Annotated in this window: 26 protein-coding genes and 1 tRNA gene; 10 read left to right on the top strand and 17 right to left on the bottom strand. The window is 52.7% G+C overall.

The genetic code is table 11. The features are described from left to right. Nucleotides 1-49: 49 nt before the first annotated feature. The 7 genes from BM025_RS17250 to BM025_RS17220 all read right to left on the bottom strand — a co-directional run bounded on the left by BM025_RS17250 (nucleotide 50) and on the right by BM025_RS17220 (nucleotide 4,820). Nucleotides 50-126: transfer RNA gene (locus BM025_RS17250), tRNA-Pro, on the bottom strand. Between the two features lie 90 nt (nucleotides 127-216). After that, nucleotides 217-1,269: a MerR family transcriptional regulator gene (locus BM025_RS19560; protein ID WP_244515893.1), complete on the bottom strand. Its 1,053-nt coding sequence runs from the start codon at nucleotides 1,267-1,269 to the stop codon at nucleotides 217-219. A gap of 14 nt (nucleotides 1,270-1,283) precedes the next feature. Continuing rightward, nucleotides 1,284-1,583 (bottom strand): integration host factor subunit alpha, encoded by a 300-nt coding sequence (ihfA, locus tag BM025_RS17240; RefSeq protein WP_085847631.1) that lies wholly within the window; start codon nucleotides 1,581-1,583, stop codon nucleotides 1,284-1,286. 115 nt (nucleotides 1,584-1,698) lie between these two features. Beyond that, nucleotides 1,699-2,673 (bottom strand): beta-ketoacyl-ACP synthase III, encoded by a 975-nt coding sequence (locus BM025_RS17235; protein WP_085847630.1) that lies wholly within the window; start codon nucleotides 2,671-2,673, stop codon nucleotides 1,699-1,701. A gap of 24 nt (nucleotides 2,674-2,697) precedes the next feature. After that, a complete protein-coding gene (plsX, locus tag BM025_RS17230) occupies nucleotides 2,698-3,768 on the bottom strand; it encodes a phosphate acyltransferase PlsX (RefSeq protein WP_085847970.1) in 1,071 nt (356 codons plus the stop codon). Between the two features lie 70 nt (nucleotides 3,769-3,838). After that, complete coding sequence (rpmF, locus tag BM025_RS17225; RefSeq protein WP_085847629.1) at nucleotides 3,839-4,045, bottom strand: 50S ribosomal protein L32; 207 nt, start codon at nucleotides 4,043-4,045, stop codon at nucleotides 3,839-3,841. 190 nt (nucleotides 4,046-4,235) lie between these two features. Beyond that, on the bottom strand, nucleotides 4,236-4,820 hold the full coding sequence (locus BM025_RS17220; protein ID WP_085847628.1) for a YceD family protein: 585 nt from the start codon (nucleotides 4,818-4,820) through the stop codon (nucleotides 4,236-4,238). A 79-nt stretch (nucleotides 4,821-4,899) separates the two neighbouring features. On the opposite strand from BM025_RS17220, the gene BM025_RS17215 reads away from it, so the two are divergent. Continuing rightward, nucleotides 4,900-5,385 carry an outer membrane protein assembly factor BamE gene (locus BM025_RS17215; protein ID WP_244515892.1) on the top strand — a complete coding sequence of 162 codons (486 nt, stop codon included), beginning with the start codon at nucleotides 4,900-4,902 and terminating at the stop codon, nucleotides 5,383-5,385. Nucleotides 5,386-5,485: 100 nt separating this feature from the next. On the opposite strand, the gene msrB is transcribed toward BM025_RS17215, so the two are convergent. Beyond that, nucleotides 5,486-5,950, bottom strand: coding sequence for a peptide-methionine (R)-S-oxide reductase MsrB (msrB, locus tag BM025_RS17210; protein WP_085847968.1), 465 nt, complete (start codon nucleotides 5,948-5,950; stop codon nucleotides 5,486-5,488). Between the two features lie 213 nt (nucleotides 5,951-6,163). Here msrB and BM025_RS17205 point away from each other — a divergent pair, with 213 nt between their 5' ends. From BM025_RS17205 to BM025_RS17175, 7 genes are all read left to right on the top strand, one after another. After that, nucleotides 6,164-6,949, top strand: coding sequence for a GNAT family N-acetyltransferase (locus tag BM025_RS17205; RefSeq protein WP_085847627.1), 786 nt, complete (start codon nucleotides 6,164-6,166; stop codon nucleotides 6,947-6,949). 50 nt (nucleotides 6,950-6,999) lie between these two features. Further along, nucleotides 7,000-8,814, top strand: coding sequence for an ABC-F family ATP-binding cassette domain-containing protein (locus BM025_RS17200; protein ID WP_085847626.1), 1,815 nt, complete (start codon nucleotides 7,000-7,002; stop codon nucleotides 8,812-8,814). Nucleotides 8,815-9,040: 226 nt separating this feature from the next. Beyond that, nucleotides 9,041-9,631: an outer membrane protein gene (locus BM025_RS17195; protein ID WP_170842224.1), complete on the top strand. Its 591-nt coding sequence runs from the start codon at nucleotides 9,041-9,043 to the stop codon at nucleotides 9,629-9,631. Between the two features lie 184 nt (nucleotides 9,632-9,815). Continuing rightward, nucleotides 9,816-10,238: a DUF1499 domain-containing protein gene (locus tag BM025_RS17190; protein ID WP_085847624.1), complete on the top strand. Its 423-nt coding sequence runs from the start codon at nucleotides 9,816-9,818 to the stop codon at nucleotides 10,236-10,238. Between the two features lie 80 nt (nucleotides 10,239-10,318). Continuing rightward, a complete protein-coding gene (gene prfA / locus BM025_RS17185; RefSeq protein WP_085847623.1) occupies nucleotides 10,319-11,368 on the top strand; it encodes a peptide chain release factor 1 in 1,050 nt (349 codons plus the stop codon). Nucleotides 11,369-11,379: 11 nt separating this feature from the next. Further along, nucleotides 11,380-12,219, top strand: a complete 840-nt coding sequence (prmC, locus tag BM025_RS17180; RefSeq protein ID WP_085847967.1) for a peptide chain release factor N(5)-glutamine methyltransferase — start codon at nucleotides 11,380-11,382, stop codon at nucleotides 12,217-12,219. A 298-nt stretch (nucleotides 12,220-12,517) separates the two neighbouring features. After that, nucleotides 12,518-13,282, top strand: a complete 765-nt coding sequence (locus BM025_RS17175; RefSeq protein WP_085847622.1) for a DUF4167 domain-containing protein — start codon at nucleotides 12,518-12,520, stop codon at nucleotides 13,280-13,282. Between the two features lie 114 nt (nucleotides 13,283-13,396). On the opposite strand, the gene rsmA is transcribed toward BM025_RS17175, so the two are convergent. The 6 genes from rsmA to BM025_RS17145 all read right to left on the bottom strand — a co-directional run bounded on the left by rsmA (nucleotide 13,397) and on the right by BM025_RS17145 (nucleotide 21,065). Then, the gene (gene rsmA, locus BM025_RS17170; RefSeq protein ID WP_085847621.1) at nucleotides 13,397-14,239 is read right to left on the bottom strand and encodes a 16S rRNA (adenine(1518)-N(6)/adenine(1519)-N(6))-dimethyltransferase RsmA; all 843 of its coding nucleotides are present in this window, start codon (nucleotides 14,237-14,239) and stop codon (nucleotides 13,397-13,399) included. A gap of 11 nt (nucleotides 14,240-14,250) precedes the next feature. Beyond that, entirely contained in the window at nucleotides 14,251-15,258 is a 1,008-nt protein-coding gene (gene pdxA, locus BM025_RS17165; protein WP_085847620.1) for a 4-hydroxythreonine-4-phosphate dehydrogenase PdxA, read from the bottom strand. Next, on the bottom strand, nucleotides 15,255-16,550 hold the full coding sequence (locus BM025_RS17160; RefSeq protein WP_211753590.1) for a peptidylprolyl isomerase: 1,296 nt from the start codon (nucleotides 16,548-16,550) through the stop codon (nucleotides 15,255-15,257). Before BM025_RS17160 ends, pdxA begins: the two co-directional genes overlap by 4 nt. Nucleotides 16,551-16,615: 65 nt before the next feature. Beyond that, a complete protein-coding gene (locus BM025_RS17155) occupies nucleotides 16,616-18,838 on the bottom strand; it encodes an LPS-assembly protein LptD (RefSeq protein WP_170842222.1) in 2,223 nt (740 codons plus the stop codon). Further along, the gene (gene lptG / locus BM025_RS17150; protein WP_085847617.1) at nucleotides 18,835-19,932 is read right to left on the bottom strand and encodes an LPS export ABC transporter permease LptG; all 1,098 of its coding nucleotides are present in this window, start codon (nucleotides 19,930-19,932) and stop codon (nucleotides 18,835-18,837) included. The genes BM025_RS17155 and lptG overlap by 4 nt, the downstream gene beginning before the upstream one ends. After that, the gene (locus tag BM025_RS17145) at nucleotides 19,929-21,065 is read right to left on the bottom strand and encodes an LptF/LptG family permease (RefSeq protein ID WP_139204593.1); all 1,137 of its coding nucleotides are present in this window, start codon (nucleotides 21,063-21,065) and stop codon (nucleotides 19,929-19,931) included. The genes lptG and BM025_RS17145 overlap by 4 nt, the downstream gene beginning before the upstream one ends. A 209-nt stretch (nucleotides 21,066-21,274) precedes the next feature. Between BM025_RS17145 and BM025_RS17140 the strand changes: the two genes are divergently transcribed. Together BM025_RS17140 and BM025_RS17135 are read left to right on the top strand one after the other, a co-directional pair. Beyond that, nucleotides 21,275-22,762, top strand: coding sequence for a leucyl aminopeptidase (locus BM025_RS17140; protein WP_085847966.1), 1,488 nt, complete (start codon nucleotides 21,275-21,277; stop codon nucleotides 22,760-22,762). Between the two features lie 5 nt (nucleotides 22,763-22,767). Then, nucleotides 22,768-23,232 carry a DNA polymerase III subunit chi gene (locus tag BM025_RS17135; protein WP_085847615.1) on the top strand — a complete coding sequence of 155 codons (465 nt, stop codon included), beginning with the start codon at nucleotides 22,768-22,770 and terminating at the stop codon, nucleotides 23,230-23,232. A gap of 6 nt (nucleotides 23,233-23,238) precedes the next feature. Here the strand turns inward: BM025_RS17135 and BM025_RS17130 are convergent, their stop codons facing one another. From BM025_RS17130 to BM025_RS17120, 3 genes are read right to left on the bottom strand one after another with little or no spacing between them, the layout of a single operon-like run. Further along, on the bottom strand, nucleotides 23,239-23,817 hold the full coding sequence (locus tag BM025_RS17130) for a retropepsin-like aspartic protease family protein (RefSeq protein WP_085847614.1): 579 nt from the start codon (nucleotides 23,815-23,817) through the stop codon (nucleotides 23,239-23,241). Between the two features lie 30 nt (nucleotides 23,818-23,847). Beyond that, nucleotides 23,848-24,474 (bottom strand): MarC family protein, encoded by a 627-nt coding sequence (locus BM025_RS17125; protein WP_085847613.1) that lies wholly within the window; start codon nucleotides 24,472-24,474, stop codon nucleotides 23,848-23,850. A gap of 2 nt (nucleotides 24,475-24,476) precedes the next feature. Further along, on the bottom strand, nucleotides 24,477-26,342 hold the full coding sequence (locus BM025_RS17120; RefSeq protein WP_085847612.1) for an ABC-F family ATP-binding cassette domain-containing protein: 1,866 nt from the start codon (nucleotides 26,340-26,342) through the stop codon (nucleotides 24,477-24,479). Nucleotides 26,343-26,535 lie beyond the last annotated feature (193 nt).

The raw sequence follows: 26,535 nt of genomic DNA, 5'->3' as shown, positions 1-26,535 counted from the left end.
CAAAAATGCCCGCTGCGATAGTCGCATGCGGGCATTTTGCAGGGTAAATTGGTCGGGCTAGCAGGACTCGAACCTGCGACCTTCCGTCCCCCAGACGGACGCGCTACCAGACTGCGCTATAGCCCGAACTGAGGCCTTTTGTACGGATTTTGGCAGGGGGGGCAAGAGCGAAATGTGATTTTGCGACCGCCAAGTGATGAATTTCAAAGCAAAAGCTTATGAGGTTTGTGCCAGTTTAGCATGCAAAGCTGATGCCCGTTCAAAGATTGCTTGCATAACATTTGGATCGGCTGCCAACAGGGCTTGTTTGTTGAGTTGACCAAGAACACCCGCGCTCACATCTAAGCCAAAGGCGTCATCTTCAGGATCATCTGGGATGATGACGTGAGGCGTTTGCGTTTGGACCGGTGCTGTGTCTAGCGCAGACAAATCAGCGTGTTCGACTTCGTCTGTGATTGTTTCTGGCGCATCATAGGCTTGCACGATGTCATCAGGGGCAGGGCGTGTGTTTTCTACATCAATGAAATTAGGCGCGTCAAAAGAGGCGTCCTCTGCTTCATCCACCTGAGCATCCGATTCGAAGATATTCTCGCGTTGAGGCGCTATGTCCTGTGCCGCAAAAACAGTGTCATCTGCCAAAGAAATGTTCGCGTCAAACGTGTCGTCCACACCCATTGGCCCAGAATCGATGTGCTCTGCCACATGTTCATCTGAGGGCGGTGTGATTTGTGGGTCTGCATCGAGATTAAAATCAAAGGGCACCTGCGCAGGCGGGTCTGCGGGCAACGCATCAAGATTAAGCTCATCAAAGCTCGGCGTTTCCAAAGGTGTAGGGTCTGACAATTCTGGTCGCGCAAAAGGAACAATTTTTTCCTCAGGCTCCAGCGCAGGAACGTCAAATGCCCCTGTTGGCACGTCTTCTGCCATTGGAGCGGCAGGAATAGGACTGGTCGGTGCAATAGATTCGCTATTTGCAACGGCGGGTTCAATGCCGTCAATTTGCGGAGACATGGACGCGACATAACGCACGCCGTGTTCGCGCAACAATTTTTGCACACCGCGAATGGTCATACCATCATCGTGGAGCAGCTTTTTTATGCCGCCAAGCAGCACCATATCAGAAGGTCGATAATACCGCCGTCCACCAGCGCGCTTCACAGGCTTTACCTGTGAAAAGCGACTTTCCCAAAAGCGTAAAACATGCGCGGGGGTGTTCAACCAATCGGCGACTTCGCTGATCGTACGAAAAGCGTCGGGCGATTTATCCATTTAACAACAGTGCCTTAGCTTTTGTTGCCGTCTGCAACACGGTCTTTCATGAGATGTGATGGACGGAATGTCATCACGCGGCGCGCTGGAATGGGCGCCTCGTCCCCAGTTTTTGGGTTGCGGCCAACGCGGGCTGATTTCGACCGCACCGAAAACGTGCCAAAGGATGAAATTTTGACTGTTTCACCTTTTACAAGTGCGTCTGACATATGCGTCAGGACGCTTTCCACGAGTTGTGCAGATTCATTGCGACTTAGGCCGACTTCGCGAAAGACAGATTCACTTAAATCCATGCGTGTCAAAGTTTTGCTCATAACATTCCACCGTGGTTGATTTTCAATTACACTGGCAGTTCACAAAGCATCCGTCAATATCAATGACTTGTGCAGTCTCGTTCAAGTGGGAAATTGCCGTGTCTCGCGTCGCAGATCACCAGCGTAGAACAACAGCACCCCATGCGAGCCCGCCACCAATGGCTTCGGCCACGCAAATATCACCTTGTTTGATCTGTCCGCGCGCTTTGCCAACTGACATCGCCAAAGGAATAGACGCGGCGGACGTGTTGCCGTGATCTTGCACTGTCACAACGACCTTATCCATCGACAGGCCTAGCTTTTTGGCTGTGCCTTCAATGATGCGAATATTAGCCTGATGCGGAACGACCCAGTCGATATCTGCGGATGTGATATTGGCCTTTTCCATGGCTGTCTCGGCGGTAGAGGCCAATTTTGATACGGCTTGGCGGAACAATGGGTTGCCTTGCATCCGCAATTTGCCCGCAGTGCCAGTGGTGGATACGCCGCCATCGACATAAAGCATGTCGCGGTAGGTGCCATCAGAATTGAGATCGACGGATAGAATGCCGCGATCCTCAGATGTGCCCGTGCCCTCGGCGGCTTCAAGCACCAAAGCGCCAGCGCCATCGCCGAACAGCACGCAGGTTGAACGATCGGTCCAATCCATGATGCGGCTAAACGTTTCAGCGCCGATTACCAAAACGCGTTTGGCTTGGCCTGATACAATCTGCGCATTGGCGTTGGACAGCGCATAGATAAAGCCTGCACATACGGCTTGCACGTCAAAGGCAAAACCTTTGGTCATGCCCAGATCTTTTTGAATCATCGTCGCGACAGAGGGAAAGGTCAGATCAGGCGTTGAGGTGGCAACAACAACCATGTCGATATCGCTGGCGTCTATCCCTGCATCTTTAAGTGCTGCGCGGGCGGCATGTGCGCCCATTTGCGATGTGGTTTCGCCCTCGGCCGCAAAGTGACGGCGTTCAATGCCAGAGCGCGTGCGAATCCACTCGTCTGTGGTATCAAGCGTTGCTTCGAATTCGGCATTTGGGACGACGCGCTCGGGTAAATAATGGCCTACACCCTTGATAACTGCCCGAACGGTCATAGCGTTTGCTCACATTTGTTATTGTTATTGTTCAGTTTGCGCCGCGGCTGCCGCGGATGCAACCCGCGCCGCCAAGCGATCAGAAAAGCCGGATGCGGCCAACTCATAAGCCAATTTAATAGCTGCTGAGACGCCTGTGGCATCGGCAGATCCATGAGATTTAACGACTGTTCCACGCAATCCCAAGAAAACACCACCGTTGACGCGCCGTGGATCGATTCGTTTTTGCAGACGACGCAACGAGGTCAGTGCGAGCAAGGCTGCGATCCGTGAGAGCGGCGTGGCTTTGAACGCTTCTTTGAGAAAATCACCGACCAGTTTGGCGGTGCCTTCACCGGTTTTCAGAGCAATGTTGCCCGTGAATCCATCCGTGACAATCACATCAACGCGGTCCCCAGGGATATCGCTGCCTTCAACAAAACCCTCGTAATCGAACTCGCCGATATGCGCCGAAGCCGCAATCAATTCTTGGGCTTCTTTGATTTCTGCGCGGCCTTTATGTTCTTCTGTGCCAACGTTCAAAAGCCCGATGCGCGGACGCTCAAGGCCAAGACCGTTGCGGGCATAAGACGCGCCCATCATGGCATATTGCAAAAGATCGCGCGCATCGGCCCGAATGTCTGCACCCACGTCCAACATGACGTTGAACCCTTGCGGATTGCGCGAGGGCCACAGGCAGGCAATCGCAGGACGATTGACGCCTTCGATCTTGCGCAGACGGATCATAGAGGTCGCCATCAATGCGCCAGTGTTGCCGCATGACACGCAGGCTTGCGCTTCGCCGTTTTTGACAGCGTCGATGGCAGAGCGCATAGACGTGTCTGTGCGACGCATGGCTTGGGATGGTTTTTCGTCCATAGAAACAATACCTTGCGCGTCGCGAATTTCAACGCGATCCACAAGGTTCTTTTTCTTTCGGACCAGCTTTATCAATTCTTCTGCATCGCCATGGAGGATAAAATCCACCTTGTCGTTCTTGGACACAGAACGTGAAATACCGGCGACAACAGCCGCCGGTCCACGATCTCCGCCCATGGCGTCGATTGATAAAGTCACCTTGGTGCCTGAAAGAGCGCCCAGACGCCCCTTAACCATATCTTCGGACGTGTCCAAAGGGGTCTCGGTTGGGTTCTGTGCGCTCATTCTGATACTCTATTGGTTGAGTTTATGCAGCGTCTTCGTCGTAGTCGATGTCGTCAGCTTTCGCTACGATTTCACGATCGTCGTAGTGGCCACATGCGCCACAAACGTGGTGGGGGCGTTTAAGCTCACCACAGTTGTTACACTCTGCAGGGTTGCCAGCAACCAAAGCATCGTGTGAACGGCGTTGTCCGCCACGTGAACGGGTGATCTTACTCTTTGGGACTGCCATTGGCACAACCTCGAATTTATGGGGGCAAACGCCCCGAACTGTGGGGCCGTGCCCCTTTTATTTATCGGCAATTTGACGGCGCATTTTTAGATGCGCAACGACCAAATCCCAACGTGCAATTGAGGCCGGGAACATACTGAGAATTGCGTATGTTGCAAGACCTTTGTTTGCAGCGAATTGATGGCCCGTCTTAGTCGTCTTTTTCCAGCTTGTCACGTAGGCTTTTCAAAGAAGCGAAAGGTTTTGTTTCTGCATCGGTCATTGCGTCGGTCCCAGGCTTGGAAAATTGCGTTTCTTGCAGGGCTGCATCGGGGGCGCGGGGGTAGTCTGGCAGGGCCAGCACCAATGCTTCCATGGCCACATCTGATAATTTCAACGCAACGGGAATCGGTTCCACGTTGTCATCTTCGGGCGTTTCTATGTCATCTTCGTTCTCTGCCGTCGCCAGTGCGGGGTCTTTGTAGGCCGCGCTGTACAGTCGGGTCACAGGCGCATCGACGCGTGATGTGACAGGCTCAAGGGTGACAACACAAGATTGCACGGCTGTAGCGCCGATTTTGGCCTCAAGCTGCCAATCGCGTTTGGATGCAGGGATCAATGTGCCTTCGAATCGCATTTTTTTAAGCCCTTGCAGGCCAAGTGTATCGCGCAGGGCTTTTAATTGTTCGGCGTCAGGCACCAAAATAAAGTTGTGCGAGCGCGAAGCGGACAAATCGGACAAGCGAATTGCGCTGCCCCAAGTGTTTAGGCTGTTTTGTGTACCGTTTGAAGACATAGGTGCGTTCTCCTTGATCGCCGGGCAGTGGTCGTATAAGCCGATTAAAAGGCAAGACGGCACAACGCAAGAGGGGCTTATGCTCAAATATAATATGACACGACGCGTGACACTTTGGTTTGGTGTGGTGTCAAAAATACTTTTGATGCTGGTGGCCGCTGTGTCACTGAGCGCCTGTGTGGCACAATTCCGCAATCACGGGTACATTCCCAAGGATGATGTGCTGGCACAAATCACTGTCGGCAAAGACACCAAAGACACTGTACGTGAGGTGATCGGAACACCACAAGCCGAAGGGCTGTTGGAAAGTTCAGGTTGGTACTATGTGCGGTCGCAGTTCAAACATATTGGTGCATTTGCGCCCAAAGAGATTGATCGGCAAGTTTTGGCCATCTCATTCAACGACCGTGGTGTTGTGACCAATGTGGAACGCTTTGGTCTTGAAGATGGTCGCGTGGTGGCGCTGTCACGGCGTGTGACCACAGCGAACGTCCAAGGTACGACTTTCTTGGATCAGTTGTTCGGCAACTTCGGCAACTTGTCTGCGGATCAATTGCTGCAATAACCGCGGCCTGTGACGTTCTCAGTTTGAGAGATTATATGAAAACGGCGGTCCTTGTGGGCCGCCGTTTTGCATTTTCGCCGCTTTACATTTTCAATGAGCGTTACGCTTCATCTTTGTCGCTGGCGTTCTCATTGGGTTCAAAGTGCAACGCCACACCGTTGATGCAGTACCGCGTGCCTGTTGGCTTTGGACCGTCTGGAAACACATGTCCCAAATGTGCGCCGCATGTATCGCAATGCACTTCTGTGCGGGACATGCCGTGCGAGGTGTCATGTGTTTCGCCCACAGGCGCGCCGTCTTTGGGGGCATAAAACGCAGGCCAGCCGCAGTGGCTTTCATATTTCGTTTCTTGCGTGAACAGTTCAGCGCCACAGCACACACAATGAAATGTGCCTGCCGCTTTTGGAAATCCCGGATGCGAATAGGCGGGCTCTGTACCGTGTTGGCGTGTCACCTGATAGGTGTCTGCGTCCAAAATCTCTTGCCATTGCGCGTCTGTCTTTTCGACTTTGGCAGCCTGAGAGGCGTTGGACTGTGGAACAGGTTTGGATGTGTCGTCAGGCATAGGCTTTCCTTTGGCGTTTGTGTGCGTGTCGTATCTGTTGGGATAGATAGTGGTTTTTGTGCAAATCGCCAGTGTTTGGTTCTTGAACCACGTATTTGGCAGTGGCATTGAGTGTCAAAGATTTGTCATACCTTGTGGGCTAGAACCAAGACATCCATATTCACGTTTAGTCACATCACGCCGCGTTTTGCGGATGACATACAAGGTCGCCCTATGTTGAACTTGCGCAAATCTCGATACACCGTCCGCATTGCCAGCGCGCGCAGCGATATCGCCGCCGCACAGCGTTTGCGGTATTTGGCATTTGTCTCGCCGCAAAGCAGCGATTTGCATAGGGATGAACATGTGGGTGATCATGGGGCAGGTGACGAGCGTCTGGATTTGGATGCGTTCGATGATCTGTGCAAACATGTTTTAATCGAAGATCGCGCCTCTGGTCAGCTTGTGTGTTGTTTCCGGTTTCTTGATCTCGAAAGCGGTGCCAGCATTACAAAAAGCTATTCCGCACAGTATTATGGGCTTGATGCGTTGGCTGATTATCAAGGCCGCATGGTGGAAATGGGCCGATTTTGCGTGCATCCCGATTGGCGTGACGCCGATATTTTGCGCATCGCTTGGGGGGCGATGACCACCTATGTGGATGATCACGATGTGGATATGTTGTTTGGGTGCTCAAGCTTTCATGGCACTGATTGGGCCGTGCATGCCGATGCATTGGCCATGCTCAAACACCGTCATCTTGGCCCAAAAGGGTTGATCCCGCGGATCAAAGCGCCCGATGTGTTCAAATTCGCGGCCAGATTGCGCCGCAAACCCAACGCGAAACGCGCCGCACTTGCGATGCCGCCTTTGTTGAAAACCTATCTGATGATGGGGGGGTGGGTGTCTGATCATGCGGTTGTAGACCGCGATCTGGGCACAATGCATGTGTTCACTGGGGTGGAAATCAAATCTATTCCTGCTGCCAGAAAACGTCTTTTGCGTGCTGTGACAGGCTAACAGGCGCAATCCCAGTTGACCTTTGTCGCGCGGCGCAGTAGCGGATGCTCATGGCACGCGCACCCTTACTCCAACTCTCCGGTATTTCCCTGACTTTCGGCGGCGATCCGGTGTTCGATAACCTTGATCTTGTGGTTCAACAGGGCGACCGTGTCGCTTTGGTGGGACGCAATGGATCGGGTAAATCCACCTTAATGAAAGTCATGGCTGGCTTGATGGAGGCCGACAAAGGCACCCGTGTGCTTGGCCCTGGCACGACTGTTGGCTACATGGAACAAGAGCCCAAGATGGAAGGCTTCACCACGCTGGGTGAATTTGCCGCCTCTGAGCTTGACCCCATGGAAAGCTACAAGGTCGACATGGTCGCCGAAGGGTTGAAATTTAATCCTGAGGGTCTGATCGCGACAGCATCTGGCGGGGAACGCCGCCGTGCCGCTTTGGCAAAACTTTTGGCCGAAGCACCCGAATTGATGTTGCTCGACGAGCCGACCAACCACCTAGACATCCAAGCCATCGCATGGCTCGAAGAAGAATTAAAAACCACACGCACCGCTTATGTGATTATTTCACACGATAGGGCGTTTTTGAACCGTTTGACCAAAGCCACGCTTTGGGTGGATCGCGGTCAAGTGCGCCGTCAAGAAGAAGGCTTTGAAGCCTTTGAAGCTTGGCGTGATAAATTGTGGGAAGAAGAAGACGAACAACGCCACAAACTAAACCGCAAAATCAAAGCCGAAGCGCGTTGGGCTGTCGAAGGCATCTCTGCACGCCGTACACGCAACCAAGGCCGCGTACGCGCTTTGCAAGATTTGCGCGAACAGCGGGCAGGGCAGATCAATCGCCAAGGTGCCGCCGCGATGGATTTGGAAGTCTCCGAAGTGTCGGGCAAACGCGTGGTTGAAGCCAACGGTGTTGCCAAAGCCTTTGGCGACAAACAAATTCTCAGCAATTTCGACATCAAAATTGGTCGCGGCGATCGCATCGCCTTTGTTGGCCCGAACGGTGTTGGCAAAACCACACTGCTGAAAATGCTCACAGGCGAAATCGAACCCGATGCGGGCGAGATCAAACTTGGCACCAAATTGGACGTGGCTGTGTTTGACCAGACCCGCAGCAACATCCGCGAAGATTTGACGCTGTGGGAAGCTTTGCTGTCCGAGAAAAACCTGACCGTGTCGGGGCGCGCAGATCAGATCATGGTGCGCGGACACCCCAAACATGTTGTCGGTTATCTGAAAGAATTCCTGTTTTCCGATGCTCAAGCGCGCGCGCCTGTGTCTGCGCTGTCTGGTGGTGAAAAAGCACGGCTTTTGCTGGCGAAAATCATGGCGAAAGCATCCAACTTGTTGGTGCTCGATGAGCCGACCAACGATCTGGACATTGAAACGCTGGATTTGCTGCAAGAGCTGCTGACTGATTTTTCCGGTACTGTTTTGCTGGTTTCGCACGATCGTGATTTCATCGACCGTGTGGCCACGCAAACCATTGCGATGGAAGGCGACGGGCAGGCGACAGTTTACCCCGGTGGCTGGTCTGATTACCAACGCCAACGCAAAGCAACAGCGCAAAAGACCGTCAGCACAGTGAATATGAAGTCGAAACAAAAATCGGCTGAAAAACCTGTAGAAGCGCCAAAGTCCACGCTGTCATTTACTGAAAAGCATCGCTTGGAAGAATTGCCAGCTGAGATCGGGCGTATCGAAGCTGAGATTGCCAAAATCGGTGATCTTATGGCGGATCCAAACCTGTTTACCGACCATCCTGTCAAATTTGCCAAAGCAACTGAAATGCTTGCAGAGCGTCAAACAGCGCTTGAAGCGGTCGAGGTAGAATGGATGGACCTTGAAGAACGCAATGCAGGCTAAAACTCGCTTGTGATGCGCTAAACTACGCCGAAAAATGGCCCAATCCCGCACAAAAACACAGTCTTTGTGCGGGATTGCGCGGATCACAATTTTCTCACGTGAGTGTGATCAATCCCCCCCTAGAGACTTGAAATAAAAAGTATATCTGTCCGGTCATAAGCACAGGGCACACTGTCCCGTGCAGCACAATCACCACCTCATGTTCGAGGTGATTAGGAGAATAGATATGAAACGTTTCGCACTTGCACTCGCATCCGCATCCACACTTGTTTTGGCTGGCCCAGCACTTGCAGGTAGCCTAGCACCAACAGTTGTTGAAGCACCTGTTGCAGTCGCTGTTCCCGTTCAAACTGTTGGCACTGACTGGACTGGCTTTTACGCTGGTGCGGCTGCTGGTTACGGTTGGGGTTCAGACGTAGCTGATGATGCTGACGACGCGACATACGGCCTGTTTGGCGGCTACAACTACGACTTGGGCAACTGGGTTGTCGGTGGTGAGCTTGAGTACGCTAAATCCGACATTGAAAACGCAACAGTTGCTGTTGACGACATGACACGTTTGAAATTGCGTGCTGGTTATGATCTTGGCAACGTCGTTGTATACGGCATCGCCGGCGCAAACTACGCCAACGCAACTATCGGCGGCACTGACTACTCTGACACAGGTGTTAGCTACGGTATCGGTGCAGACTACGCTTTGTCCGACGCAGTTGTTGCAGGCTTTGAAGTTTTGCAAAACGACTTTAACGAATTCGACAACAGCACTAGTGATTTGTCAGCGACAACTGTTTCTGCGAAAATCGCTTACCGCTTCTAAATCTTTCATAGGAATTGCTTAGGCTTTCCCACATGAGAAAAAGCGCCCTCGGTTCAATGAATCGGGGGCGTTTGCATGACAGGGTCTTGTTTGAAAACGCTTGTCGAAATGGTTTCTCCACTAAATAGTTGTATGGGAAACCGTAAAGGTCGCGTTGCGACACTTTTAGGAGGGATAAGTGAAAATGTTTTTGTTTGGGTGTCTTGTTTTAGGGCTTTTGATCGCGGCTCAGGTCTATGTGCGCCTATCGCCAATGCGTTCTGAGACGTGGCACGTTGATCCGTTTGAAGTTCAGCCACCGGCACAAGGCGGTGCGCTAGACAGGTTCACCGCACCATTGCAGGCCCAAGTGGCCTTGGATGCGTTTGCGTCAGTGGCCCAATCCACCCCACGCACCACGCTTTTGGCAGGGTCGTTACAAGAGGGGCGTTTGTCATATGTAACGCGCAGCCTGTTGTGGGGTTTTCCCGATGTCACCACGATTGGTGTGCGCGAAACACCAGATGGCGCGGATGTGGCCGTTTTTGCCCGCTTACGCTTTGGCAAAAGTGATATGGGCGTCAATGCCAAACGCATTGCGGCATGGCGCGCTGCCGCAGGTCTTTAGGTCGTTTGAAATCACGCAAGAGGCCATTCTATTTCTATGGCCTCTTGACCCTGTGCGCCTGAGCGGGCAACACATCTTTTATGATACCACAAGAACGCTTACACCAAATCACCCAGCGCTTTGAGTTTATCGAAGCCTCCATGTCGACCGGCGAGGGCGATATCGTTGCCTTAGGGCGCGAATATGCCGAACTGCGTCCCGTCGTCGATCAAGTGCGCAATTATCTGCAAGTCACGCAAGACATCGAAGACGCGAAAGCGATGCTCGATGACCCTGATATGAAAGAGCTGGCAGAAGCCGAATTGCCAGAACTCACCGCGCAATTGCCGATCATCGAAGACGCGCTGCAAATCGCGCTGTTGCCCAAAGATGCCGCTGACAATGGGTCCGCCATTTTGGAAATTCGCCCCGGAACAGGCGGCGATGAAGCTGGGCTTTTCGCGGGTGATTTACTGCGTATGTATCAGCGGTATGCTGAGGCGATGAAATGGAAATTCGACATTATTGAACTGTCCGAGGGCGATCTTGGTGGGGTGAAATCTGTCACTGCCAATGTCGTTGGCGATGGCGTGTTTGCGCGGATGAAATTCGAATCTGGTGTGCACCGTGTGCAACGCGTGCCGGAAACCGAAAGTGGCGGGCGGGTGCATACCTCTGCCGCGACAGTTGCTGTGTTGCCCGAGGCCAAAGACGTCGATATCGACATTCAGCCGGGTGATATTCGCATCGACACCATGCGTGCGTCAGGCGCGGGAGGACAGCACGTCAACACCACCGATTCTGCCGTACGCATCACCCACTTGCCCACAGGGATCATCGTTGTATCTGCTGAGAAATCGCAGCACCGCAACCGCGAGATTGCTATGAACGTGCTCAAAGCGCGTTTGTATGATGCTGAGCGGCAAAAAATTCACGATGAACGGTCTGCAGATCGTAAATCGCAGGTCGGATCAGGCGACAGATCTGAACGCATTCGCACCTATAACTTCCCGCAAGGGCGCATTTCGGATCACCGGATCAATCTGACGCTGTACAAACTTGATGCGATCATGGGCGGTGATTTGGACGAGATCATCGATGCGCTGATTTCTGATCATCAAGCCGCACTTTTGGCGGAAATGGGCCAATAATGCCTGCTTCTATGCCGCTAACAATCCAGGCCGCGCTTGTTTTGGCGACGCGGCAATTGAGTGACGCAGGCATTGCGGGCGCATCGCGTGATGCCCGTATTTTGATGGCACATGTGTTGGACATTGACGCCAGCCGCATCACCATGGTGGCGCCTGAACCAATCGATCAAACCGCGCAGACCGCGTTTGAAACTTGCATTGCACGCCGTGCGGCCCGCGAACCTGTCAGCCATATCTTGGGACGACGCAGTTTTTATGGTCGCGATTTTAGCGTGACCGCAGATGTGCTTGACCCGCGGCCAGAAACCGAAATTTTGGTCGAACAGTCGCTGTTACAACCCTTTTCATCGGTTCTGGATATGGGGACTGGGTCTGGTGCAATCCTTTTAACACTTTTGGCTGAACAACCTTTGGCCAAGGGGTTGGGCTGCGATATTTCACCAAAAGCGCTTGAGGTGGCACAGCAAAATGCAACTCAATTGGGCCTGACAAAACAGGCGCGCTGGTGCCCGTCTGACTGGTTTACCGATGTGAGCGGCACATTTGATCTGATCGTCTCAAACCCGCCCTATATTGCTTTGGATGAGATGCAGGCTTTGTCGCACGAACTGTCTCATGAGCCGCGTTTGGCGTTGACGGATGAGGCAGATGGGCTGACGGCATACCGCATTATTGCGGATCAAGCGTTGAATTTTTTATCCCCACGTGGCCGTGTGTTGCTTGAAATCGGTCCGACCCAAGGTGCTGCTGTGGCTGATTTGATGATGGCAGCGGGATTTAAGGGCGTGCGTGTGGTGGCAGATCTTGATGGACGGGACCGCGTTGTTTGTGCCGTTGCACCACGACAATGATCGCCTTGCGACAGGAAATCGTAAGATTCACAGACGAATATCGCCATATATTGATAAAATCACTGCGAAATGGCGTATAATCCCATAATTGGGTTGTAAGAATCTACTGAACATGTTTACTCAGGTGAGCGAACGGCGGGATATACTCCCCCACGCAGTCACCCAAAACTCTGCTTGCTCCTTCAACAGTCCTCAAGGACATGAAGCAGTTTAGGCGGATTTGTGGGCCAGTTTATAGGCCAAATTTTAGGTAAGCCGGGCCAAAGATCCGGCGCAAATAGGCGCGAAAGCAAATCATATGAGATCTTCGAAAAATCGTTCGCGGTCAAAACCGAACAACCGTAACAATAACAATCGCTCTGCGACCAATGTCGTCAACAGAGTGTTTGATAGCTCTGGTCCAGAGAGCAAAGTGCGCGGTACACCGCAACAGATCATCGAAAAATACAATCAATTGGCGCGCGATGCGCAGCTTAGCAACGACCGTGTTGCAGCCGAAAACTTCCAACAACACGCTGAACATTATACCCGTTTGCTTGGGGCCGCTCAAAAAGAGTTGGACATTCAGCGCGAACAACAAGAACGTGAACAACAAGAGCGCCGTGACCGTCAAGAAGCCGAGCGTATTGAACGTGCCGAGCGTGCAGAACGAAATGGCGAGCGTCCAGAGCGCAATGAGCAGCGCCAAGAGCGATCCGACCGTCCTGAACGCACCGAGCGCAATGAACGGTCTGATCGTAATGATCGTCGCCCACGTAAAGACACAGACGAACAGCCGCGCGTCGTAGCCGTTCCGGGTGAGGGCGATCAACCTGATATCGCAGCGTCGATTGCTGTTGATACGTCTGACACGACAGACAGCGGTCTTGTGGCAACTCCCGAAGAAGAAACACCCAAACCAAAACGTGCCCGTGCACCGCGCAAACCCCGTGCTCCACGTGCGCCCAAAGCCGATGCCACCCCAACAGATGACACTGTTGAAGTCGCACCAAAGGCAAAAAAGAAGCCTGTTGCTAAGGTTGTACAACAGCCATCTGGCGATACACCAGAAGCCGCTGAATAACGCGACTTTTCGAGTATCTGAAAGTGCAAAAACCCGCCACGTTTGGCGGGTTTTTTTATGTCTGGCATTTTTATCTGGCGTCTGGAAAGGCCTGCGCGGGGTAGGGTATGCGCGTTAGGTTTTGGCAATCTCACGTGCCAAGGCACACCAGCCCTCAAGCGACACTTGTTCTGCGCGGTCTGTTGGTTTAATGCCCGCAGCGCGTAAATCGTCTTCGATCTCGGGCTTCACACCCTTTAATGACGCACGCAGCATTTTGCGGCGTTGATTAAACCCAGCCGCAACAATGCGTTCCAAAACCTTTGCGTCAGCTTCAAAGCGTGGTTTTTCCAACGCTTCAAAATGAACAACGGCAGAGTGGACTTTTGGCGGCGGACTAAAGGCTTCAGGCGGAAGTTCCAACACCAAACGCGGTGTGGTGCGCCATTGGCTTAAAATCGCGAGACGACCATATGTTTTATTGCCGGGTTTTGCGACAATGCGATTGGCCACTTCACGCTGGAACATCAACGTCAAAGACGCCCAATATGGCGGCCATGTTGGCGGGGTCAACCAGCGGATCAACAACTCTGTACCGACATTATAAGGTAGGTTGGACACGATGCGCACGGGCGCAGTCAGCTGTTCAAGCGGGTTGATGTCCAAAGCATCGGCGTTGATGACTTCAAGCCGTCCCGGATAAACATCTGAAATTTCTGACAAAGGCCCCATCGCACGACTGTCTTTTTCCACGGCAAGCACTTTGCGTGCGCCCTCGGCCAAAAGTCCGCGTGTCAAACCACCGGGACCGGGGCCAACTTCAAGCACATCGCATTTGGTCAAATCCCCCGCAAGGCGCGCGATTTTTGAGGTCAAATTGAGATCGAGTAAAAAGTTTTGCCCGAGCGATTTTTTAGCAACCAATCCATGGGTTTGAATCACATCGCGCAGGGGCGGTAGCCCGTCGAAAGTGGTCATATCTTTGATCCTTATGCGCTGATATTTGGGGCGCTGCGCGTGGCCATATCCCACGCCATATTCAGCGCGGCAATGAGAGACGTCGGATTGGCAATACCTTGCCCTGCGATGTCCATGGCCGTGCCGTGATCCGGCGATGTGCGAATGAACGGCAGTCCCAGCGTGACATTCACGCCGCCGTCGAAATCGATGGTCTTGATCGGGATCAAGGCTTGGTCGTGATAGGCACATATCGCCACGTCATAGGCTTTGCGGGCTTTGCTGTGAAACATGGTGTCTGGCGGCATTGGCCCTTTTAGATCAAAGCCTTGTGCGCGCAATTTGTTGAGCAACGGGATCATCCAATCCAGCTCTTCGTGGCCCATAGCACCCCCTTCGCCGGCATGGGGATTAAGCCCAGCAATGGCAATGCGCGGGGCAGTGATACCCCAATGCCGCGCAAGATCTGCGGCGGTGATGCGGATGGTTTGCTCTAAAAGGTCTGGCGTAAATTGAGCGGGGACATCTGCAAGCGCGATGTGTATCGTCGTTGGTACAACGCGCAATTCGGGGCAGGCCAGCATCATCACAACATGATCAGTGCCGCCCAAATGGGCTAGAAATTCCGTATGACCGGGGTAGGCAAAATCAGCCCCATCTTTGAGAATTTTCTTGTTGATGGGCGCTGTGCACATGGCGCTGGCGTGGCCAGATTGCACCAATTCTGCAGCCCGTGCGATCACGTCAATGACCCCTTGGGCGTTGTTAAGGTTGGCTTCTCCCGGCTCTGCAGGGGCGACAAATTCATGACACAAAACAGGCAAAATACCGGTAGGAACGTCATAGGTTTGTGCTGGATCAGTGATTTCGGCAAAGGGCGTGCCCACGGGCAAGTGACGCGGGTCGCCGATCCAAAAAAATGGTACGCGGCCTTGCATCAAATGTGCCGCTTTTATCGCAAGTTCAGGGCCTACACCTGCGGGTTCGCCGCAGGTGAGTGCGATTGGCGGTCGTTTGGCGCTTGGCTGCTGCGCGGTCATTTGATCACAATCGTCGCATCTGCGCGCAGTTCTGCCAGATGGCTTTCTGCCAAAGCACCGATGCGCGTGCTGAGAATTTGGGTTTTCACAGCCTCACGGTCAACGCTGGCGGTTCTTTCAAAAGTGCGTTCACACAGCATCAAAAACACCAATGTTTCCCCGTTTGAACGGGTCAATGCAATTGAACTTTCGCCCGGATCAAGCTGCGCAAGTTCTTTTGCAACATCTGTTGGGATTTGGCTCATGGGCAAGGTGTCGATGTCCAAAGCCTCGGCAGGTTGGTTTTTCGCAATGCCATATAGATCATCACAGGTGTCGATGCGCGCGCGCAGTTTTGCCGCCGCTGCGAGACCTTTTTCGGAATGCCCACCCGCGATGTAATACGCGGCATATTCGATGCTGTCCGCTGTTGGTGTGGGGGTGTTGATTTCCGCCAAAGACCGCAGTTGGAAAATGCCAATCGCGTTGCCTGTTGACAGCGGCGCAGACACTTCACCCGGTTTTAGGGTCGTTGCTGCAGCGCGCAATGGTCCCGGCAAGTTGCCGATGGGGGACGGCGTCATGCGGCCTGATTTTTCACGACTTGGGGCGACAGAGTATTTGCGTGCAGCGGCCGCAAAGGCGGAAATCGACGGATTGGCCGCAATTTGTTTGGCCAATTGTTCGGATTGCGCGCGTTCGGCATCATCACGTGCAGGGAGGAATATTTCAGACATAGACACCATCAGCCCGCCAGAGGGGCCGTTGTCACGCAGCGCACGATCAATATCGGCTTCGCTGACGTTCACCCGCGCGGCAAAGCGGGCTCGCGCATAATCGCGCCACGCCAGACCAGAAACGACGAAATCGCGAAAACTTTGAGAGGAAACACCGTTTTGGGCCAGCAAAGACAGCAATTGTTCTGGGGCCAAATCGCCACGCTTGGCAAAGTCTGTGATAGCCGCAGCGATGTCGTCTTTGTTTGGTTCAATCTCGTAGCGTTTTGCAGTGTCTTTTTTGATCCGCTCATCAATCAATGTATCAAGGGCGACTTTGGGTGTTATGCCGCCGCCGAGCACAGACATAAGCTGTACGCGCTGCTGCATTTCATAAACGGTTACCACGGAATCGTTCACCTGCGCTGCAGGTGCGAATAGGTTTTGCGCTGTGCCACTTGTCACTGTGCTGCACAAGGCCAAAGCGGCCATACAGCCCGCTTGCATGAAGCGCGTAAAGCGCGGCGTTTGGCCTGTGACCTGTGATCGAATGCTCTTCAATGTCATAGCTGCCCTCGTGTCTTTTATTTGGGTCATTTGTTCTTTCATATGCTGTTTTACCCTGCGGGCCAAGCGGCCAATTACGTCCGCTGTTCTAGGCGTCAAATCCCACAGGTGCCTTGTGTTGATTGGCTTTGATTGCCATAAGCCCCAAACCCGATTGCAATGGAATAATTCGTTGTAGGATCAAGTGAATCTGTGTCGGTAAAGCGCCGCGAGACCCCAAATTTGACCCGTGCGCATTCATTGGAATATTCAAGCTCAAGGCCTGCTGATGCGGCTTTGGATTCTTCAAAATCGTATCTGTAGTCGACCGAGGCTGTCCAATTGTCTTTGATTTGGAATGTGCTGTCCATACTGAGCTCGGACAAGTCGGTGTCGCGATTTTCATCAGCGTCGGCAATCACATAGGAATGCACCAGACCAATATTGTAACGTGATCGGATCAGATCAAGACGGGTTTCCCATTTGGTGAGTGACAGATCACTGTCCACCAAAGCACGGCTATTGATCAATAGGTTTTGATCCAATTGCATAGACGCCCCGATGAGGTAATCTGACGCTTTTTGTGAAAGACCAGAGGCTTGCGTGTAGTTTGTGTCGTCTTGCAATGCGATGATACGCCCAAAGCTAAACCCATAGATGGCGCGTTGGTTGGTGTGTGTGAACTTTAAGCCAAATGCGCCACGCACCCCTTCGCCGCGTCGATCTGCCCCAGCAAACTGTGACGTTGAGAACAGATTTCCAAAGTCAAATTCGGTTAAAACACTGTCTGAATTTGGCACGGCACTGCCATAGCTATCTGCCCAAGACAGTTGGGCAATGGGTTCTATCGTTTGATGGGCACCGCTTTTTGTAATGCGCTCCAGCGGGTAAGACAGACGCAGTTGCGCGGCGGGCGTCACGCGCCCGACAAGAGAGTCATAGCTGCTGTTTTGAGTGATGGCGTAAGTGTCCACTGTGACAGACGTCATACCATCCAGACGAAACCCTGGCCCGAATGTGGTGCTGTTTTTCCAGCCACCTTCGGCACTGGCCCGCATCACATCCATGCCATCAATGTCGTCATCTGAGGTGCGATAATACCCTGAACCTGACAGCTCAAACCACGCCGTGCCACCAAGGGATTGCGGTGTATACTGGTGTTTGTAGGATATATCCCCCAGCAAGAACGGCAAGGTGTCTTCAATAGCGACCTCTGAATCCCGTAGGGTGCGAATACTGGTCAGCTGTGCATCAAAAGCATTGTGCGCGCTGTACCGATCAACCCAAATGCGTGAAGTCAGTCTGTCGCCGCTATACACATCGTAATCAAGCAAATAGGAAATGTCTGACGTGGCCCGCAGATCGATGCCAAAGTTTAAATCGTTACCGATGTCCCATTGGCCTTGGACAAACATATAACCACGCAAATCATCTTGGGTGTCGTCATTGGTCACGGCGGTTGTGACCTCTAATGTACCTGTGCGGTAAGCTTGCCGGTATTGTAAATCAAGGGTGCGGGTGTGCGATGACAAATAGGGTGAAACCGTCAGGTCGCGGTGATCGCCAATGGCAATGAAATATGGGATTTGAATGCCGCTGCCAAGATCTGAGGAACTGCGCAATTCTGGCACCAAAAATCCTGTCGCCCGTTTGAGTGTCGGGTCAGGCAAGCGCAACCGAGGTAGGAAAAACACAGGCACACCCCAGAGGCGAAACTGCGCATCTGTAAAGTAAATCTGGCGGGTGAGACCGTCGTGGACCACTTCTTTGGCGCGAATTTGCCACACAGGGATTGGGCTGTTTTCACATATCCGACAAGCCGAACTGACGGTGTGCGACAACTGTGTGTACCGCCCGTCAATACGCTGCATGCTTTGAGCTGCCAGTTGAAATTGTTGGTCAATTACCAGCCGTGCCGACGTCAAAATGCCATTGCGCAAATCTGTATCCAGCTGCGCGGCTGAGGCCAAAATAACTGTGGCGCCGTTGTTGTCGGACAAATGAATTGGGCCATCAAGTGTTAAGGATCCGCTGGCTCTGTCAAAGACGATGCGCTGCGCGGTCAACACGGCGGTGCCATAATGCACTTCGACATTGCCCGATGCAATCAACTGCGTGCCCGTGAAATTAACGCTGTCGGCCAATAGTGCTGTGGCTTGTTCAGTGCCTGACTGACTGGTGCCGGTTTGGGCCGTAGGACGCGGGGCACCAGATGTTTGAGCGGTGGCAGACCCCATCCAAAACGGTGCTCCGGCCAAAATGCTGGCCAGTGTGAAACCAGACACAGCATGGCGCAAAGCCGTACGGGTCAAAGCGGGTGTGACAGCGTTCAGTGTCATCCGTCCTCCAAATGTAACAGCAATGCCAGCGCTGCAAAAATGACAGCGCAGGGGGGAGCCCATGCGGCAAGCATGATGGGAATTTCGCCATTTTCGCCCAGTATGGATGCAAAATTGCGTAAGAAAAAGAAGACAAAGGCCAACAAAAGCGCGGTCATCACAAGAGTGGCTGTGTTGCCAAACCGCGTGTGGCGCATGGTGAACCCCGCGCCAATCAACATCATCGCGACCAATGTTAGTGGCAAGGCCAGTTCAGAGTGCAACCACATGCGATAAGCGCGGGCGGAAAAACCGGCATTTTCCAAGCGGTTGATGAATTCAGGAATTTTCCAAATTGGCACCGCAGACGGCGTGCCAAAGGTGTCGTGAATTTCGTCGAGCGTCAAAGATGTTGGTAAATCTAGCATTTCAAAAAGCTCGGACGCGGCTTCGGGATTGTTTGTTGTCCCTAACGGCCAGCGTTTTGCATTTTTGATCTGCCACAGTCCTGGGGTCAGTTGCGCGCTTTCGGCTTCGATGCGAAATGCGGGTTTTCCATCTGGCGCAAAGCCTAAAAACGTCACATCGAACAGGTTTGATCCGTCGAAATTTGACTGATGCGCACGGATCACAATTTGCCCATCTTCATCGCCTTGACGCAGCCACAACCCTTCATCTGACACAGAGAAAACTTGTGTTTTTTGATCGCGATATTTGGCTTTGAGTTGATCATACTGACGTGATGTTGTGGCCATAATCGGGTTTAAAACCGCGACCACCAAAACACCGGATAAAAAGGCGACCAACAGTGGCGCTTGCAACGCGCGCATGGCAGATCGCCCTGCAGCACGGGTGACCACCAACTCAGACGTCCGCGCCAATCCTAAGAACAACACCAATGTTGAGATGACCACGATCACTGGAAAAATAGTGTACAGCGTAAATGGAACACGCAGCATCGATAGATAAAACAGCGTGCTCAAAGACAAATCTACACTGCCAAATATCCGAATTTGCTCAAGCATTTCAATCATCAAGATTAAAATAACCAAGATGGAAATCACAGTCGCAAGCGCGCTTAATGTCCGGCGTACATAATACAGATGCAAGATCATGGCGTGTCTCCTGCGGCGCGTGGTGGCAATTTGCGTAACACATTCGGGTTGGCTGCATACCACAGCAAAACACCCGCGATCGCCAGCCCTGCCAAAATGGGCACATATAAAAGTGGCCAGTTTTCAGAGGCGCGCCGTGCTGCAGAAATGGCAGCACTGTCGATTGATTTGACGACCACCAATAAACCAAAGGCCAAAAAGATTTGCCGCCAAAGCCCAAAGCGTGAAAATCCGCCTGCGATCAAGGCAGCAAAGCCGATGAGGGGGGCAACGGTGGCCAAAAGCGCTTTTTCCATCCGTTCATGGACCGTTTTGCGCAGTTCAACGCGTGTTGCCCCTGTCTCTGTCATGATTTGTGTTGGTGTCATGATTAATTCTTGACTTGGGATCGCGCGCAGTTGGCGTGTTCCTGTCGATGCGGATCCCAAAAGGTCGCCCAAGCCGTATGCGAAACTGTCAAACGTCGTGACGGCCAGTTTCTTGCTTTGCACATTGTAGCTTTGGGATTCTCCGTCAAACATCAATAGCACGGGACCGTCGTCTTCTTTGACGATCAGGGCGCGGCGGGCTAAAAAATTGGTGCGCTGGGTATTACTGCGGCTGTCAGACAGGTAGATATCAAGCAATTCACCCGATGGTGGGATTTCACGCACATAAAATGTGATGCCTGTAACAGGGTGCACAAAGGTACCCTCGGTCAACAAGCGTGCGGTGACATCGCGCGACAATTCGGCTTGCTTGACGGATAATTCATGCTGGGCCATGGGACCAAGAATGTGGGTGACGCTGGCCACCATCAAAGATGCGATAAAGCCAAACACCAACACAGGTCGCGCCAAACGCCATGGGCTAAACCCTGACGCTTGCACCACAATCAACTCGGATTCTGAACTCATGCGATTGACCGTAAACACGGCGGCGATAAAGGCGGTAATTGGTAGGACATCTGCGATCAAGATCGGCAAGCCAAGGGATGTGATTTTAAGAAAGGCTGCGATGGATTGCCCGTCGCCCATCATTGTGTCGAGCAAGCTGACAGCTTTGTTCACCCAAAACACCAAAACAAGGATCAGGGAAAACAACCCAAACAAAAGCATAAGCTGTTGGAGCAAGTATTTGTCGAATCTACCCAAAATGATCCCCAAGGCGCGTTAATTTGATGACTTTATCCGCTCGCTCGTCTGTCGGAAACCCATAATGCACCCCTAAATTGAGAGGGCAAGCGGTGCATCGCGCACAAAGCTGGGTCGCCCCCTCTGGCAATGCGCGCTCAGGATCGCTACCTATTGCAAAACAGACCTTTTTGGTGCGCCGCGCCAATTCCACAAAACAGGAGCATGTCATGACCACACCAGCCACATTAAAGGTGATCGAAACCGATTTGGACGCCATTGCAACGGCCAAAGGCCGCGTGGCTGTGGTCATTCCGAGTGATGGAAAAATGAGTGCGCCAGCGCGACGTTTGAACCGATTGACCAAAGGCGCTTTGGCGCGCTTTGTCGAAAGTGAGGCCTTTGAAAAACTGACAGAAGGTACCGCGATGGACCTTGCATTCCCTGTCGGGCTTGCTGCCGAGGCGTTGCAGGTTGTCAAATTGCCCCGTTCTGCCAACACAGAATTGGCGCGCAAAGCAGGGGCTGCGATTGGCGGCGCTTTGAACAAAAAAGACACATTGGTCTTGGTTGGGCCGACCAAACGCGCCTCTGAAGTTGCTCTTGGCGCGCTGCTGAAAGCCTATGCTTTTACCGATCACAAATCCGAAGGCCCCGCGACAGAGGTGCCAACCGTCACCTTTGCTGTGACCAAGGTGGACGAAATCGACACGGCGGGTGTGACCGCTTTGGCTGAAGGGGTGTTTTTCACCCGCGATCTGGTATCTGAACCTGCCAACGTGCTGACCACCACTGAATTTGCCAAGCGTCTCAAGGACTTGGAAAGCCTTGGTGTTGACGTTGAAGTGCTTGATGAAGACGCATTGGAAGCACTTGGCATGCGCACATTGTTGGCTGTTGGCCAAGGGTCGCGCAGCCCATCCAAGGTTGTGGTGATGCAGTGGAAAGGCGGCAAAGATGAAGCGCCGCTGGCACTCGTTGGTAAAGGCGTTGTTTTTGACACTGGTGGCATTTCGATCAAACCAGCGGGTGGCATGGAAGACATGACCATGGATATGGGCGGCGCTGGCGTTGTCTCTGGCGTGATGAAAACGCTCGCTTTGCGCAAAGCGCCTGCGAATGTGGTTGGCCTTGTGGGCATCGTTGAAAACATGCCCGATGGCAATGCGATCCGCCCTGGGGATGTGATCAAAACGATGAAGGGCGATACTGTTGAAATCATCAATACCGATGCCGAAGGGCGCATGGTTTTGTGTGATGTCATGTGGTACGCGCAAGAGCGGTTTGACCCGCGTGGCATGATTGATTTGGCCACTTTGACGGGCGCTATTATTGTGGGCTTGGGCCATGAAAACGCCGGCGTGTTTTCCAACGATGATACCTTTTGCAAAGCGTTCTTGAAATCTGCCGAAAAGGAATCCGAGGGCGCATGGCGTATGCCTTTGGGGCAAGCCTATGACAATCAATTGAAATCCAACATAGCTGACATGAAAAACGTTGGCACGCGGGCAGGTGGCTCTATCACCGCGGCGCAGTATTTACAGCGCTTTGTTAAAGAAGGCACGCCGTGGATTCACCTTGATATCGCGGGCGTGGCATCTGTCAAAGAACCCACTGATTTGGCGCCCAAAGGGGCGACTGGCTGGGGCGTTTTGGCGCTCAACCGTTTGGTGGATGATTTGATGCCAGTAGACACGACATCTGCAGACGAGGCGTAATTCAAATGGGAGCGGCCTTTTTCTATCACCTCACGCGCAATCCTCTCGAAGTGACTTTGGCCACATTGGTTGAAAAATCACTTGGGGCAGGGTGGCGTGTTGAGGTGCGCGGTCGCGATGATGCCCAGCTTAAAACCCTCGATGCTGCCTTGTGGCGGCGCGCGGGTTTTTTGCCTCACGGGATTGCAGGCGGCGCGCATGATAACGCGCAGCCTGTTTTGCTGACCACAGGCATGGGCGGCAATGACGCGACATGCATCATGTGCGTTGGCGGTGCTGATGTGACACCCGATCAAATCTCCGCTGCGGACCGTGTTTGTATCTTGTTTGATGGTCATGACTCGGCTGGACTTGAACATGCACGAGGGCAATGGAAAAGCTTAACGGATGCAGGGACTGAGGCGCAGTATTGGTCCGAAGAAAGTGGCAAGTGGCAAATGAAAGCCCAGCACCCAAAGCCAGAAGAGTAATTTAAATCAGCGTGTTAGGATAAGTTTTTCACGCGTGATCTCAATCTTTTCAAACCGCTGTAAATACGACATACCCAAGAGCGATCCGAACAATTCACCGCCTGTCACATAAGCGCGTACATTGTCATCTTGCACGCCACCGACGTTGAGCGTGTCTATTTTGATCGCGGCTGTTTCAACTGTGCCATTCGCGGTATTTGCGATGCCCGTGAATGCTAAATTGTCTAAATCTATTCCAGATTTTTCGGCATCAGAGCGCGATAACACAACAGTGGTCGCCCCCGTGTCGACCAGAAATTCGATAGGTTCGCCGTTCACTTCGGCGATCAAAACAAAATGCCCGCTGCGATCTTTTGGAATTTCGATCACACCATTGCCATGGGTGATTTGAACAGGGGCAAGACGGGGTGACAGTTCTTGCCACAGCCCGTATCCCGCCATAACGCCGATGAACAACAGCGCCCATAAAATGGCGTGGCGTATCATTTGCCCCAAAGCACGTCTGTTGGCGACCACCATATAAAAGATGAGCGCGCCCAGCAAAATTGCCAGATAGAAAAACCGAGGTGTGTTAAAACTGTCCATGCCCCTAGATAGGGATGTTGATCACGGATGTCAGTAGGGCAAAGCGCCGACATCGCGCAAACCATCCAAAATGAATTGGATCGACAGCGCTGTCAGCAGCATCCCCAGAATACGCGTGACCACATTAACGCCCGTGGGGCCCAAAGCGCGTTCCAACAATCCGCCCAAAACAAACAGGGTCAAAGCGATTAGTAAAACGACGGCAAGCACGACAAAAACTGATGCAAATTCTAACGTCGTGTTGGTTTCACCTGTGAGCAAAATCATCGATGCAATCGCACCGGGGCCAGCAATCAGCGGGGTGGCGAGTGGAAACACAGATGGATCATCATCGTCGATATCAGGTTGATTGGCTTGGTCTTCGCGGCGTTTGGTCCGGCGTTCAAACAGCATGTCGAGCGCTGTTAAAAACAGCAAAAGCCCACCTGCAATGCGAAAGGCCGCCATGGAAATACCCGCAAACTCCAGCACGGCTTCGCCAAAAAATCCAAACAAAACAAGAATGCCAAAGCCGATACTGACTGCGCGCAGTGCAATAGAGCGACGTTGACGTGTCGTGCTTCCCGTGGTCAATGCCACAAACAGTGGCATCAACCCGATGGGGTCAATGATGACAAAAAGCGTGAAAAACGCCGTTATCAAAAATTGCAGATCCAAGGTTATTTTTCAGCCTTTTCCAGTTTTTCCAGTGCCGCCATCCAAAGTTCTTCGGCGCGATCTTTTGCGGCGCAAACTTCGTTGTATTTCTTTTGCCACATCACGGCAGAGGGTTTGTCATCATACAGCGCCGGATCGGCCAGCTTGATCTCAAGCTTTTTGGCCATATCGTTGATTTTTGCCATACGCTGTTCACATTTGCGCGCTTCTGATCGCAACGCAAGGATTTCATCGCGCGTAAACACCCGTTTGACTGGCGCAGCAGGTTTGGCTTTCACCTTGGCTTTGCGTTCGATTTTCATCTTGTCGTCACCTTGCAGCAAAAGCTTGCGGTAGGTGTCAAGATCGTCATCATATGGCGACACACGGCCATCTTTGACCAACCACAAACGATCCGCCACAAGACTGAGCAAGTGCATATCGTGCGTGACCAAAATCACCGCACCAGTGTAGGCCGTCAACGCTTCGACAAGCGCTTCGCGGCTTTCAATGTCCAAGTGGTTGGTTGGCTCATCGAGGATCAACAAATGTGGTGCGTCCAATGTGGCGAGCAGCAACGACAAGCGTGCTTTTTGCCCACCAGACAGACGACCCACTTCAGTGTCAGCTTGATCGGCACCAAGGCCAAATCCAGCCAGTTTGGCGCGCAGTTTTGGCCCAAACACACCGGGCATCGCCGCAGTCAAATGCTGCAATGGTGTTTCGGCGAAATTCAACTCTTCCACTTGGTGCTGCGCAAAAAAACCAATGCGCAACTTGTTGTGGCGATTGATTTTTCCGCCCATTGGATCAAGCGCATTGGACAAAAGTTTCGACAGGGTCGATTTGCCTTCACCATTACGGCCGAGCAAAGCGATGCGGTCGTCTTGGTCGATGCGCAAATCAAGGTTGCCCAAAATCTGTTTGCCGTCATAGCCGACAGACGCGCCTTCCATATTGATGATGGGGGGCGACAATTCTTCTGGTTCGGGGAACGTGAAAACGACACGCGCCGCATCTTCCGGCGCAGTGATTTTTTCCATCTTTTCAAGCATTTTCACGCGAGACTGCGCTTGTTTGGCTTTTGAAGCCTTGGCTTTAAACCGGTCCACAAAGCTTTGCAGGTGATCGCGGGCCAAATCTTGTTTCTTGGCCGCAGCCGCTTGCACAGCACGTTTGGCCGCACGGGTTTTGGCGAAATCATCATAGCCGCCCGCATACAACGTCAGCTTTTTGCTTTCGAGATGTACGATTGAGTTCACGGCACGGTTGAGCAACGCACGGTCGTGCGAAATCAACAGCACAGTGTGCGGGTATTTGCCAAGATAGGTCTCAAGCCACAAAGCGCCTTCAAGATCCAAATAGTTGGTCGGCTCATCGAGCAGCAAAAAGTCAGGCTGCGCGAACAAAACACCAGCCAACGCCACACGCATCCGCCAACCGCCAGAAAAGGCTGAACACGGCATGTGAATTTCGTCTTCGGTGAACCCAAGACCACGCAGCAACGCTGCAGCACGGCCTTCGGCGCTCCACGCGTCAATATCAGCCAAACGCGTTTGGATTTCAGCGATGCGCATGGGGTCTGTTGCTGTCTCGGATTCGGTCATCAAAGAGGCGCGCTCTTTGTCTTCGACCAGAACCGTGTCGAGCAAAGACACCTCATTGCCGGGCACCTCTTGGGCTACGCCGCCGATCTTTGCGCGTGAGGGCAACTCTATGGAACCTGTCTCTAAGACCAGTTCCCCGCGCAACAATTTGAACAGCGTGGATTTGCCCGCGCCGTTGCGTCCGACAATGCCAACTTTGTGGCCTGTCGGAATTGTGACGGTTGCGTTTTCAAAAAGGGTGCGACCCTCTACCGAATATGTGATGTCGTGGATTTTAAGCATGCCAGCCGCTTATCAGGGGAATTAGGGGGGGTCTAGAGGGATTGAAAGCCTTGTGACGTTTTCCTGTGGCACCAAGGCATATTGTGCTCACTATAATGGCAACAATCGCTTTCCAAACGCTGCGCCCCGTGTTAATCGGCGCGCAATCTTGGATGTGCGCGTGATCGTATTTCCAAAAAAGATTTCAACGCTC

The organism is Pacificibacter marinus (assembly GCF_900109555.1).
In the GTDB taxonomy this organism is placed as follows: Bacteria; Pseudomonadota; Alphaproteobacteria; order Rhodobacterales; family Rhodobacteraceae; genus Celeribacter; species Celeribacter marinus_C.
Note: the sequence above shows the minus strand (reverse complement) of the source record. Positions and strands in the feature narration are given on the sequence as shown.